Here is a 12,081-nt window from a genome sequence, read left to right as displayed (position 1 = left end):
CTCCTCAATGCTTCTGCGCGGCGTTGACGCGCGCCAGCGCCGCCTTGGTGGAGCGGTCGAGGATGACCGCGAGCAGCACGATGCCCAGGCCCGAGACCAGGCCCACGCCCAGCTCGAGGTTGCGGATGCCGCGCAGGACGAGCACGCCGAGACCCGGCGCCGAGACCAGCGAGGCGATCACCACCATGGCGAGCGACATCATGATCGTCTGGTTCACGCCGGCCATGATGTTGGGCAGCGCCAGCGGGATCTGCACGCCGTAGAGCTTCTGCCGCTTGGTCATGCCGAAGGCGTCCGCGGCCTCGATCACCTCCTTGTCGACGAGCCGGATGCCGAGGTTGGTCAGGCGGATCACCGGCACGATGGCATAGAGGATGATCGCGATGCCGTAGAGTTTCGGCTCGGTCACCGAGAACAGGAAGATCAGCGGGATCAGGTAGACGAAGGGCGGCAGCGTCTGGAGCATGTCCAGGACCGGGATCATGCCCGCCTGCAGCCGGTCCGAACGCGACATGGCGATGCCGATGGGCACGCCCAGGAGCACGCAGATGAAGGCGCAGACGAAGATCACCGCCAGCGTCTGCATGGCGTAGTCGTAGTAGTCGATGAAGGCCATGGCGGCGAAGGAACCGGCGACGAAGGCGGTCAGCCCCCAGGAGCGGCTGATCAGCCGGATCACCAGCGCCAGGAAGGGGATCATGATCCACCACGGGATGCCCTGGAAGGCCCAGAGCGCGTATTCCAGCGCCCAGCTCAGCGGCTGGGTGATCGGGTCGAGCACCAGCGAGAGCGCGTCCTTGATGCCGAGAAAGCCCTGCTCGAGCCCCTTGGTCACCTCGCGGGACTGCGGGAAGGCCTCGCAGGAATCGTTCAGTGCATCCATCGAGGGGAAGGGCGTGTCCCAGATCGAGACCTCGGGCGCGTCGCCCTTGGCCTTGTTCATCAGGTCCGACATCGACATCGGCGCGCCGCCGCCGCCGCTTCCGTCGCACCAATCGCGGAGCCCCAGTGTGTTGAACACCCAGTCGTAGGTCGCCATGGTCGTGTTCCCTAGTTTGTATCCTTGGCCCCGGGACCGCGCGGACCCCCGGGCGTAAAACAAAAGCGGCGAGGCAGCGCTAGGCTGCCCCGCCGGCAAGACTGCGTGACGCGCCTTACTGCAGGACGGCCTGCAGGTTCTCGGTCGCGCTGTCGTTCAGCCACTCGGTCCAGATGTCCTGGTAGGTGGTCAGGAAGTAGACCGCGCCTTCCTCTGCGGAGGCGGAGTTCTCGTCCATCCAGCCCAGGACCGAGTTCATCACGTCGGTCGGGAAGGTCATGGTGGCGAGGAACTCGGTCAGGTCCGGGTGCTCCTCGGCGAAGGTCGAGACGACCGCGGTCTTCACCGGGGCGGCCGGGTAGGAGGTCTTGCCCACGTCGGTCGCGTCCTTCTGGGTGGCCTTCTTGTGCTCGGCCTCGTTGTAGGGGCCCATGTCCACGGAGACCATGTCATAGGAGCCCAGAAGCGCGGTCGGCGCCCAGTAGTAGCCGAACCAGGGTTCCTCGTTCTCGAAGGCCGAGGCCATGGAGGTCGCCAGCGTCTCGCCGGAGCCGTGGTTGAAGACCTCGAGGCCCGATTCCTCGACGCCGAAGGCCGGGATCAGGTTGTCGTTGGTGATCCGGCAGCCCCAGCCCTCGGGGCAGTTGTGGAACATGCCGCCGACCAGCTCGGGGTTGGCCAGCACGCCGTCGATGGTCTTCAGCTCGGGGTGCTCCTCGACCAGGTAGGCCGGGACCCACCAGCCCTCGACGCCGCCGGGCTGCAGCACGTCGCCCAGCTCCTGGACGCGGCCTTCCTCGACCAGCTTGCGATAGGCTTCGCCCGTGGAGTTGGTCCAGAGCTCGGTCACGATGTCGGGCTCGCCGTTCTCCACCAGCGAGGTGATCGCGGGCACGGTGTCCGAGGGCACGACCTGCACTTCGCAGCCGTAGCCCTGCTGCATGATGAAGGAGGCGACATTGGTCACGACCGAGGCCGAGGCCCAGTTCATTTCGGTGATCGACACCTGGCCGCACTCTTCCTGAGCGAGCGCCGGGGCTGCGAAGAGCGCCAGCGCGGCGGAGGTATAGGCAAGTTTGTTCATGGTTTCCCTGATCTTTGCTTATGCGTTGCTTGTGCGTTCATCCGGGTCCGCGAAACCGCCGCTGGGGCGGTCCGCGGGACCGTCCAAGCGTCGAAGGTATCGGTGGATTTCCGCCGAAAAAAGGGGTGAATTGTCGGAAAACGACATTACCTGTCGCAATCGGACCGGTTCCGGGGCTTGGACGGCCAGGGCCGATTTTCCGTGATTGTTCATGATTTTCAGCAGTTTGCGGCGCGTTCCTCAAGCGCCCCGCGCCGAGACGCATTGTCGCGCGCCTGTCGCGCCTGCTAGATCCCGATCCAGACCGTGAACATCCGTCGCACCGGGAGCCCGCCCATGTCTTCGCTCAGATTCGCCGCGAGCCTGTCGCGGCTCGGCACCGAATCCGCCTTTACCGTCCTGGCCCGCGCGGGTGCGCTTGCCGCCGAGGGACGCGACATCGTCAACCTCGGGATCGGCCAGCCGGATTTCCCCACGCCCGCCCATATCGTCGAGGCCGGGGCCGAGGCGCTCCGGGCCGGCCATCACGGCTATACCCCCGCCGCGGGCACGCCCGAGCTGCGCGCCGCGGTGGCCGAGGATCTTGCCCGGCGCCACGGCGTCTCGGTCGATCCGGGCCGCGTGGTGGTGGTGCCGGGCGGCAAGCCCACGATGTTCTTCGCGGTCCTGATGTTCGGTGAGCCCGGCGCCGAGATCCTCTATCCCGACCCCGGCTTCCCGATCTACGGCTCGCTGGTGCGCTACTCGGGCGCCACGCCCGTGCCCTATGCGCCCTCCGAGGCGCTGGGCTTCGGCATCTCCGCCGAGAGCATCCTGTCGCGCATCACCGAGAAGACCCGCCTGGTGATCCTGAACTCGCCCGGCAATCCGACGGGCGGGGTGACCAGCCGGGAGGAGATCGACAAGCTCGTCGCCGGGCTGGCCAAGCATCCGCATGTGGCCGTTCTTTCCGACGAGATCTATTCGCAGATGCTCTACGGCGGGCGCGAACATGTCTCGCTCCTGCAATACCCCGAGATCGCCGACCAGCTGATCCTGCTCGACGGCTGGTCCAAGACCTACGCGATGACCGGCTGGCGGCTGGGCTACGCGGTCTGGCCCGAGGCGGCGGTGGAACATGTCACCCGGCTTTGCATCAACGACCACAGCTGCGTGAACGCCGCGGCGCAACAGGCGGGGCTCGCGGCGCTGACCGGCCCGCAGGACGCGGTGGCCGAGATGGTCGCCGCCTTCGACCGCCGCCGAGCGCTGATCGTCGAGGGGCTGAACGCGCTGCCCGGGGTCAGCGCGCCCGATCCCGGCGGCGCCTTCTACGCCTTCGCCAATATCACCGGCACCGGGCTCGACGCGCGGGCGGCGCAGGACCTGTTCCTGGAGAAGGCCGGGGTGGCCAGCGTGGCCGGCACCTCCTTCGGGGAGAACGGCGAGGGCTACCTGCGGTTCTCCTACGCCAATTCCGAGGCGAACATTGAGAAAGCGCTGGAGCGCATCGCCGCGGTGCTGCGCGCGGGGTGAGGTTGGGGCGGGCCCTCGGTCCTGTCCCGCGCCTCATCCCGAACGGAGCGCCAGCGCCGGGCCGGGGGCCGGCGCCGCTGCCCGCCGATCGGCGCGCTTTATCCCGGCCATGTTCGTCCTAGCCCGGAGCAAAGCGCGTCACTCGCAAGAGCGCCGGCCCATCGGGCCGGACCGGCGCTGGCGCGGCGGGCCTGCGGCCCTTGTTCCGCGCCAAATTGGGGGGCGGCCGGGCAGGGTGCGCGGATGACCGCTGCGAAGCGCGCCCTGCCAATCCGCACTCCACAACACCCCACACAAAAAAAACGCCCCCGAGGATCTCCCCCGGGGGCGTCTTTCACTCGCAAGGGACCACCAAGGCCCCCGACGCGGCTCAGGCCACGTCGAAGCGGTCGGCGTCCATGACCTTGGTCCAGGCCTTCACGAAGTCCGCCACGAACTTCTTCTCGTGGCCGTTCTCGGCATAGACCTCGGAGAGCGCGCGCAGCTGCGAGTTCGACCCGAAGACCAGGTCGACCCGGCTCGCGGTCCACTTCGCCTCGCCCGAGGCGCGGTCGCGGCCCTCGAACTCCTGGGCGTCGTCGGACAGCGGCTTCCACTCGGTGTCCATGTCCAGCACGTTGACGAAGAAGTCGTTGGTCAGCGCGCCCGGACGGTCGGTCAGCACGCCGTGCTTGGACCCGCCGGTGTTCAGCTCCAGCGCCCGCATGCCGCCGACCAGCACGGTCATCTCCGGCGCGCTCAGCGTCAGGAGATGCGCCCGGTCGATCAGCAGCTCCTCGGTCGGCACGGTGTAGCCGGTCTTGAGGTAGTTGCGGAAACCGTCGGCGCCGGGCTCGAGCACGTCGAAGCTGTCGGCATCGGTCTGCTCGGCGCTGGCGTCCATGCGGCCGGGGGTGAAGGGCACCTCGATCTCATGGCCGCCCTTCTTCGCGGCCTCCTCGATCGCGGCATTGCCGCCCAGCACGATCAGGTCAGCCAGCGAGATGCGCTTGCCGCCGGACTGCGCCTTGTTGAAGGCTTTCTGCAGGCCCTCGAGCACTTCCAGCACCTTGGAAAGCTGCTGCGGCTCGTTGACCTCCCAGTCCTTCTGGGGCGCCAGCCGGATGCGCGCGCCATTGGCGCCGCCGCGCTTGTCCGAGCCGCGGTAGGTCGCGGCCGAGGACCAGGCTGTATAGGCCAGCTCGCGGGTGCTGAGACCGGACTCGAGCAGCTTCGCCTTCAGCTCGGCGATGTCCTTGGCGTCCACCAGCTCGTGGTCGCGCGCCGGGATCGGATCCTGCCAGATCAGGTCCTCGGAGGGCACTTCCTTGCCGAGGTAGCGGACCTTGGGGCCCATGTCGCGGTGGGTCAGCTTGAACCAGGCGCGGGCGAAGGCATCGGCAAACTCCTCGGGGTTCTTGTGGAACCGCTCGGAGATCGCGCGATAGGCGGGATCGACCTTCATCGCCATGTCGGCGGTGGACATCACCGGGGTGACCTTCTCGTCTGAGCCGTCGACCTGCGGGGCCATGTCCTCTTCGCGGAGGTTCTTCGGGTGCCACTGGTTGGCGCCGGCGGGGGATTTCACCACTTCCCACTCGTAGCCGAAGAGCGTGTCGAAGTAGCTCATGTCCCACTGGGTCGGCGTCGGCGTCCAGGGGCCCTCGAGACCCGAGGTGATGGCGTGCTTGCCCTTGCCGCTCTCGAAGGTGGAGGTCCAGCCGAAGCCCATGGCCTCGAGCTGGCCGCCCTCGGGCTCGACACCGACATGGGCCGCGTCGCCCGCGCCGTGCATCTTGCCGAAGGTGTGGCCGCCGGCGGTCAGCGCGACGGTTTCCTCGTCGTTCATCGCCATGCGCGCGAAGGTCTCGCGGATGTCATGCGCCGAGGCCTGCGGGTCGGGGTTGCCGTCCGGACCTTCCGGGTTGACGTAGATCAGACCCATCTGCACGGCCGCCAGCGGGTTCTCCAGTGCGCGGCCCTCGGCGTAGCGCGAGTTCTCCTCGTCGGAGGTGGCGAGCCACTTCTGCTCGGAGCCCCAGTAGATGTCCTCCTCGGGTTCCCAGATGTCCTCGCGGCCGCCGGCGAAGCCGAAGGTCTTGAAGCCCATGGTCTCGAGCGCGACGTTGCCCGCCAGGATGAAGAGGTCGGCCCAGCTCAGCGCGGCGCCGTACTTCTGCTTCACCGGCCAGAGCAGGCGGCGGGCCTTGTCGAGGTTGCCGTTGTCCGGCCAGGAGTTGAGCGGCGCGAAGCGCTGGCTGCCCGAGGAGGAGCCGCCGCGGCCGTCGCCGGTGCGGTAGGTGCCCGCCGAGTGCCAGGCCATGCGGATCATGAAGGGGCCGTAATGGCCGTAGTCTGCCGGCCACCAGTCCTTGCTGTCGGTCAGCACCTTGGCGACATCAGCCTTCACCGCGTCGAGATCCAGCGTCTTGAAGGCTTCGGCATAGTCGAAGTCGCCGCCCATCGGGTCGCCCACGGGCTGGTTCTGGTGCAGGATCTTCAGGTTCAGCTGGTTCGGCCACCAGTCGCGGTTGGTGGTGCCGCTGAACCGGCCCTTGGTCGATACCCCATGGATGACCGGGCAGCCGCCCAGATCGTTTCCGTCCATCATCGACTCTCTCCTTCTCTTGGCTGTCATCTGGCCCTTGCGGGCCATGGTCTGGCTGTCGCTTCCGAAGACCGCGCAAGGCGCGGGTTCGGGAAAACCTGGGTCACATCTATCATCGCAGGCCGCGGTGTCATCCGGGTTGACGCATCTCCTGCCGCACCGGGCAGGGCGGGGCCTGCGCTAGCCTTAAGATAGCACCGGGGCGCCATGAGTTTAATTTGTATTTCGGCATCGTTCCGATAATCTGGGATTATGGCGAACCTCACCCTCCGACAGCTCCGCTACGTCGACGCCCTGGCCCGGCACGGCCATTTCGGCCGCGCGGCCGAGGCCTCGGCGGTCTCCCAGCCCGCGCTTTCGGTGCAGATCAAGGAGCTGGAGGCGGCGCTGGGCATGAAGCTCTTCGAGCGCGGCGCGCGGGCGGTGCGGCTGACCGGCTTCGGCGAGGAGTTCGTGACCCGCGCCCGCGACATCCTGCGCGCCGTGGACGAGCTGGGCGACATGGCCCGCGCGGCGGGCAGCGGGCTGTCGGGGCGGCTGCGGCTCGGGGTGATCCCGACCATCGCGCCCTATCTCCTGCCGCGGCTGATCCCCGAGCTGGGCCGCGCATTCCCCGCGCTCGACCTGCAGATCCGCGAGACCCTGACCCGCCGGCTGATCACCGAGCTGAAGGAGGGCCGGCTCGACGCCGCCATCGTGGCGCTGCCGGTCTCGGAGCCCGGGCTCGAGGAGATGGCGCTTTTCGACGAGGATTTCGTGCTCATTCGCCCCGAGGCCGAGGCGGATCTTCCGGTGCCCGACGGCGAGGCGCTGGCGCGGATGCGGCTCCTGCTCCTCGAAGAGGGGCACTGCTTCCGCGATCAGGCGCTGTCCTTCTGCGACATGACGCCGAACCTGCCGCGCGAGGGGCTCGAGGGGTCTTCGCTGGCGACGCTGGTGCAGATGGTGGGCGCGGGCATCGGGGTGACGCTGATCCCCGAGATGGCGGTCCCGGTCGAGACCCGCTCGGCCCGGGTCTCGGTCGCACGTTTCGCGCCGCCCCGCCCGAAGCGGCAGGTGGGGATGATCTGGCGCAGCTCGAGCCCGCTGGCCGAGCGCTTCGCCGATCTGGCCGGGGTCGTGGGGCGCGCGGCGCGCTCAGGCTGAGGCGCGGGCCAGCACCCCCACCAGCGTCTCGCGGTCGAGCGGCACCGGGTTACCGCGCATCGAGGAGGCGCTTTCCGAGGCCGCGGCCCAGTCCTCCAGCTCGGCCTCGGCGCTGGGTGCCTCGAAGGGCGGCAGCCCGCAGTCGTCGATCCAGTCCTGCAGCGCGTCGAGCGCGCCGACCTTGGGCACCCCGAACTGGTCGGCCAGGACCCGCAGCACGTAGTCGATCCGCCCGGTGGGGGCCTGCGCCTCGGTGAGCGCCTCGGCATTGGCGCGCAGGACCGGCCCCATGAGCCGCCCAACGATCACCCCATGCGCCTGCCCGGTGCGCCCGCCCGCGACGCCCGCCAGCCCGTGCATTGCGCCGAGCCCGGCATTGGCCAGCGCCACGCCGCCGATCAGGCTGACATAGGCCATTTCGTCCCGCGCCTTGGGGTGGTCCTCGTTCATCAGCCAGTAAAGCGCCTCGATCCCGCGCGGGATCGCGTCGCGGCAAAGCGCATCGGTGACCGGGGTCGCGCGGCAGGACAGATAGGGTTCGATCACCTGTGCCACCGCGTCGAGACCCGAGGAGAGCGTCACGCCCTCCGGGCTGCCGTCGGTCAGCGCCGGGTCGACGATGGCGCAGCGGGGCAGCATCCGGCTGTCCCGCAGCGACACCTTGCGGCCCGCCTCGGGCACGCCGATCACCGCGTTGCGCGTCGCCTCGGAGCCGGTGCCCGCCGTGGTCGGCAGGGCGATGAGCGGCAGCGGGTCGCGGTCGAGCGCCCGCCCGTCGCCCACCACCTCGAGGTAGGCGCGCGGGCCCTCGGGCTGGGGCAGGAGCGCCGCCAGCGCCTTGCCCATGTCGATCACCGAGCCGCCACCGACGGCCAGGATCACCTCGGGCGGGGCCTCGGCCAGTTCCGAGAGCCGCGCCTCGAGCGCGGGCAGCTCGGGCTCGCCGCGGTGGTCCTGCAAGGTCAGATCGGCGCCCTCGGCCTCCAGCCGCCGCGCCAGTTGCCCCGCGCCGGGGGCGGAGGCGCTGCGCAGCATGAGCACTCGGGTGCCATGGGACAGGCAGGCCGCGACGGCCTGATCGGCGGCTCCCCGGCCAAAAAGCACATGGCGGGGCAGGGCGAGCGAAAACATCTCCATATGCGCAGAACCTAGGGGGTCCTGCGGCGAGGGAAAGCCGCCCATGCGCAAAGCCGAGGATGCGCAGGCCGGGGCCGCCCCGTCATGGCGCTGTGACAAACCCGTGGTTTTGCACCCCCGCGCGGGCTCATCGGGGCTGGACAGGCGGTAATCATTTCGAGTATTCGCGAAATATGGAAACGCCACCCGAAGACCAACTCGCCGCGCTTGGCCATCCACACCGCCTGAAGCTCTTCCGGCTCCTGGTGCGCCGCTATCCCGACGCGGTGCCCGCGGGCGAGCTGGCCGAGGCGCTGGAGACCCGCGCCAACACGCTCTCCTCCTATCTGTCATCGCTGCGTCACGTCGGTCTGATCAGTCAAAGCCGATCCGGCCGGTCGCTGCTTTACCGTCTCGATGCCGAGCGGGCGCGGGGGCTGATGGAGTTTCTCTTTGCCGACTGCTGCCAGGGCCGCCCGGACCTATGCGCCCCCGGCGCGGCGGCGCTGACCGAAGGACCAGGCCCCATGGATAACCGCAAATACCGGGTGCTCTTCATCTGCACCGGCAATTCCGCCCGCTCGATCTTCGCCGAATCGATCCTGCGCCGCGAGGCCGGCGACCGTTTCGAGGCCTTCTCGGCCGGGACACGGCCGCGCTCGGAGCTGAACCCCTTCGCGGTCTCGGTCCTGCGCGACAAGGGCCATGACGTGAGCGCCCTGCGCGCCAAGACCATTGCTGAGTTCCAGGGCCCGGAAGTGCCGCGCTTCGACTTCGTTTTCACCGTCTGCAACCGCGCCGCCAACGAGGAATGCCCCGCCTGGGCCGGCCAGCCGGTCAGCGCCCACTGGGGCATGACCGACCCGGTCAAGGCCGAGGGCGCGGAGGCCGAGAAGAGCCTGGCCTTCCAGCAGGCCTACGGCGCCCTCAGAAACCGCATCCTGGCCTTCGCGGCGCTGCCGCTCGAGACGCTCGACCGCATCTCGCTGCAGCGCGCCGTCGACGAGATCGGCCAGTCAGAAACAGGAGAGCCCGCATGACCACCTACGCGCTGAACGGCCTTGGCCGGATCGGAAAACTGGCGCTGAAGCCGCTGCTCGACAGCGGCGCCGAGGTGGCCTGGCTGAACGACGCGGTGGGCGACCCGGAGATGCACGCGCATCTCCTGGAGTTCGACACCGTTCATGGCCGCTGGGACGCGGACATCTCCGCCGATGCCGAGAGCCTGACCATCGACGGCACCCGGCTGCCGGTCCACAATGCCAGCCGCATCGAGGACCTGCCGCTCGAGGGCGTCGACGTGGTGATCGACTGCACCGGGGTCTTCAAGTCCGAGGCCAAGCTCGCGCCTTACTTCGAGGCCGGGGTGAAAAAGGTCGTGGTCTCGGCCCCGGTCAAGGACGGGCCGACCGCCAATGTGGTCTACGGCGTCAACCAGGACATCTACGACCCCGCACAGCATGACATCGTCACCGCCGCCTCCTGCACGACCAACTGCCTCGCGCCGGTGGTCAAGGTGATCCACGAGGCGATCGGCATCCGGCACGGCTCGATCACCACGATCCATGATGTGACCAACACCCAGACCATCGTCGACCGACCCGCCAAGGACCTGCGCCGGGCCCGCTCGGCGCTCAATTCGCTGATCCCGACAACCACCGGCTCGGCTACCGCGATCACGCTGATCTACCCCGAGCTCAAGGGCCGGCTGAACGGCCACGCGGTGCGGGTGCCGCTCTTGAACGCCTCGATCACCGACTGTGTCTTCGAGGTGGCCCGCGAGACCACCGCCGAGGAGATCAACGGGCTTTTCGAGGCCGCCGCCGCCGGGCCGCTTCGGGGCATCCTGGGCTACGAGACCCGGCCGCTCGTCTCGGCCGATTACACCAATGACACCCGCTCGGGCATCGTCGATGCGCCCTCGACCATGGTTGTCGCGGGCACCCAGGTGAAAGTCTACGCCTGGTATGACAACGAGATCGGCTATGCCCACCGGCTGGTGGACGTGGCCCGCATGGTCGGGGGCAGCCTGTGACCGCCGCCCGCCCCGAGAACGCGCTTGGCGCCTATGTCGCGGTCACCGCGGCCTACTGGGCCTTCATGCTGACCGATGGCGCCCTGCGGATGCTGGTGCTTCTGCATTTCCACACGCTCGGCTTCTCGCCGGTGCAGCTGGCCTATCTGTTCCTGCTCTACGAGCTGGCGGGGGTGGTCACCAACCTCTGCGCGGGCTGGATCGCGGCGCGCTTCGGCATGACCTCGACGCTCTATGCCGGGCTCGGGCTGCAGGTCGCGGCGCTCCTGGCGCTGGCGGCGCTTGATCCCGGTTGGGCGCTCTGGGCCTCGGTCGCCTATGTCATGGCGGTGCAGGGGGCGAGCGGGGTGGCCAAGGACCTCTCCAAGACCTCGGCCAAGAGTGCGGTGAAATCGCTGGCGCCCACGGGGCAGGGCGGGCTCTTCCGCTGGGTCGCGGTGCTGACCGGCTCGAAGAACGCGGTGAAGGGCCTGGGCTTCCTCCTGGGGGCGGGGCTCCTGGCCCTGTTCGGCTTCGTGACCTCGGTCCTGGCCATGGCCGCCGTGCTGGCGCTGATCCTCGCGGGCGTGGCGCTGAAGATGCCGGGCGGCCTGCCGGGCGGGCGCAAGAGCGCGAAGTTCGCCGAGGTCTTCTCCAAGCACGCCAATATCAACCGGCTGTCGCTGGCGCGGGTGTTCCTGTTTGGTGCGCGCGACGTCTGGTTCGTGGTCGGCATCCCGATCTATTTCTACGCGGTCTTGTCCGACGGCTCCGAGGCGGGCAACCGCGCGGCCTTCTTCATGATCGGCAGCTTCATGGCGGTCTGGACCATCCTTTACGGCGCGGTGCAGGCCGCGGCCCCGAAGCTCCTGCGCGCCGCCGAGCGCCCCGAGGCCGAGCTGATCCCCGAGGCCCGCGCCTGGACCGGGCGACTCTTTGCGCTGCCGCTCCTTCTCGCGGTGACGGTGGCGCTGGCGGGCACGCCCGGCACCTGGCTGACGGTGACGCTGGTCGCGGGGCTCCTGGTTTTCGGGGCGATCTTCGCGGTGACCTCGGCCTTGCACAGCTACCTGATCCTGGCCTTCGCGGGCGGAGAGCGGGTGACCATGGACGTGGGTTTCTACTACATGGCCAATGCGGCAGGGCGGCTTCTCGGCACGCTGATGTCGGGGGTGAGCTACCAGCTCGGCGGGCTGCCGGCCTGCCTGGGCGTGGCCTCGGTCTTCCTCGGGGTCTCCTGGCTGGCGGCGCGGCGGCTGCGGCCCGAGGCGGAGGGCGTGGCGGCCTGAGCGCGCGCGGCCCTTCCCGGCACCCGTCTTGACGCCGCTGCCACGCCCTGCCGAGCCCCCGCAAACCCCGCCCCGGACGCCCCCTCCGGCGCGCCTGGTTGCCCCGGGTCGAAATATGGGTAATGTCTGGCGCCGACATGACGCCAGGACCTGACTTCCCGATGACGCTTCGCGCAAGAATGCGACCCACGACCCCGCGGGGCCTGCGATGAGCCGCCCCGCACCCCGGCGCAAACCCGCGCCGCGCCCGACCTGGGCCAAGGCCCTCCTGGACCGCGCCGCAGCGGCGCT

The 12,081-nt window shown here is 69.1% G+C and carries 9 protein-coding genes; 5 read left to right on the top strand and 4 right to left on the bottom strand.

Features of this window, described 5'->3' with window-relative positions; translation table 11 throughout:
• Nucleotides 1-4 precede the first annotated feature (4 nt).
• Both ACX938_RS14325 and ACX938_RS14320 read right to left on the bottom strand, forming a co-directional pair.
• A complete protein-coding gene (locus tag ACX938_RS14325) occupies nt 5-1,039 on the bottom strand; it encodes an ABC transporter permease (protein WP_232754686.1) in 1,035 nt (344 codons plus the stop codon).
• Between the two features lie 115 nt (nt 1,040-1,154).
• Complete coding sequence (locus ACX938_RS14320) at nt 1,155-2,123, bottom strand: ABC transporter substrate-binding protein (protein WP_232754685.1); 969 nt, start codon at nt 2,121-2,123, stop codon at nt 1,155-1,157.
• 336 nt (nt 2,124-2,459) lie between these two features.
• Here ACX938_RS14320 and ACX938_RS14315 point away from each other — a divergent pair, with 336 nt between their 5' ends.
• Nucleotides 2,460-3,638, top strand: coding sequence for a pyridoxal phosphate-dependent aminotransferase (locus ACX938_RS14315; protein WP_459431563.1), 1,179 nt, complete (start codon nt 2,460-2,462; stop codon nt 3,636-3,638).
• A gap of 370 nt (nt 3,639-4,008) precedes the next feature.
• On the opposite strand, the gene katG is transcribed toward ACX938_RS14315, so the two are convergent.
• Nucleotides 4,009-6,225, bottom strand: a complete 2,217-nt coding sequence (gene katG / locus ACX938_RS14310) for a catalase/peroxidase HPI (protein WP_459431587.1) — start codon at nt 6,223-6,225, stop codon at nt 4,009-4,011.
• A 252-nt stretch (nt 6,226-6,477) separates the two neighbouring features.
• Between katG and ACX938_RS14305 the strand changes: the two genes are divergently transcribed.
• Nucleotides 6,478-7,371, top strand: a complete 894-nt coding sequence (locus tag ACX938_RS14305) for a hydrogen peroxide-inducible genes activator (protein ID WP_232754683.1) — start codon at nt 6,478-6,480, stop codon at nt 7,369-7,371.
• Here the strand turns inward: ACX938_RS14305 and ACX938_RS14300 are convergent.
• On the bottom strand, nt 7,363-8,508 hold the full coding sequence (locus tag ACX938_RS14300; RefSeq protein ID WP_459431562.1) for an iron-containing alcohol dehydrogenase: 1,146 nt from the start codon (nt 8,506-8,508) through the stop codon (nt 7,363-7,365). The two genes, ACX938_RS14305 and ACX938_RS14300, sit on opposite strands and share 9 nt — an antisense overlap.
• A 173-nt stretch (nt 8,509-8,681) precedes the next feature.
• On the opposite strand from ACX938_RS14300, the gene ACX938_RS14295 reads away from it, so the two are divergent.
• From ACX938_RS14295 to arsJ, 3 genes are all read left to right on the top strand, one after another.
• Complete coding sequence (locus ACX938_RS14295) at nt 8,682-9,527, top strand: arsenate reductase/protein-tyrosine-phosphatase family protein (protein ID WP_459431561.1); 846 nt, start codon at nt 8,682-8,684, stop codon at nt 9,525-9,527.
• The gene (locus ACX938_RS14290; RefSeq protein WP_459431560.1) at nt 9,524-10,522 is read left to right on the top strand and encodes an ArsJ-associated glyceraldehyde-3-phosphate dehydrogenase; all 999 of its coding nucleotides are present in this window, start codon (nt 9,524-9,526) and stop codon (nt 10,520-10,522) included. The genes ACX938_RS14295 and ACX938_RS14290 overlap by 4 nt, the downstream gene beginning before the upstream one ends.
• 65 nt (nt 10,523-10,587) lie before the next feature.
• Nucleotides 10,588-11,790, top strand: a complete 1,203-nt coding sequence (arsJ, locus tag ACX938_RS14285) for an organoarsenical effux MFS transporter ArsJ (RefSeq protein ID WP_459431586.1) — start codon at nt 10,588-10,590, stop codon at nt 11,788-11,790.
• Nucleotides 11,791-12,081 lie beyond the last annotated feature (291 nt).

It is taken from the genome of Roseivivax sp. (assembly GCF_054552075.1).
The sequence above is the reverse complement of the archived record's forward strand: the minus strand, read 5'-3'. Positions and strand labels throughout refer to the sequence as shown.

What these genes read in the sequence shown, in the direction of transcription:
- ACX938_RS14325 (WP_232754686.1), bottom strand. Translation starts at nt 1,039, where the DNA reads ATGGCGACCTACGACTGGGTGTTCAACACACTGGGGCTCCGCGATTGG.
- ACX938_RS14320 (WP_232754685.1), bottom strand. Translation starts at nt 2,123, where the DNA reads ATGAACAAACTTGCCTATACCTCCGCCGCGCTGGCGCTCTTCGCAGCC.
- ACX938_RS14315 (WP_459431563.1), top strand. Translation starts at nt 2,460, where the DNA reads ATGTCTTCGCTCAGATTCGCCGCGAGCCTGTCGCGGCTCGGCACCGAA.
- katG (WP_459431587.1), bottom strand. Translation starts at nt 6,225, where the DNA reads ATGGACGGAAACGATCTGGGCGGCTGCCCGGTCATCCATGGGGTATCG.
- ACX938_RS14305 (WP_232754683.1), top strand. Translation starts at nt 6,478, where the DNA reads ATGGCGAACCTCACCCTCCGACAGCTCCGCTACGTCGACGCCCTGGCC.
- ACX938_RS14300 (WP_459431562.1), bottom strand. Translation starts at nt 8,508, where the DNA reads ATGGAGATGTTTTCGCTCGCCCTGCCCCGCCATGTGCTTTTTGGCCGG.
- ACX938_RS14295 (WP_459431561.1), top strand. Translation starts at nt 8,682, where the DNA reads ATGGAAACGCCACCCGAAGACCAACTCGCCGCGCTTGGCCATCCACAC.
- ACX938_RS14290 (WP_459431560.1), top strand. Translation starts at nt 9,524, where the DNA reads ATGACCACCTACGCGCTGAACGGCCTTGGCCGGATCGGAAAACTGGCG.
- arsJ (WP_459431586.1), top strand. Translation starts at nt 10,588, where the DNA reads ATGCTGACCGATGGCGCCCTGCGGATGCTGGTGCTTCTGCATTTCCAC.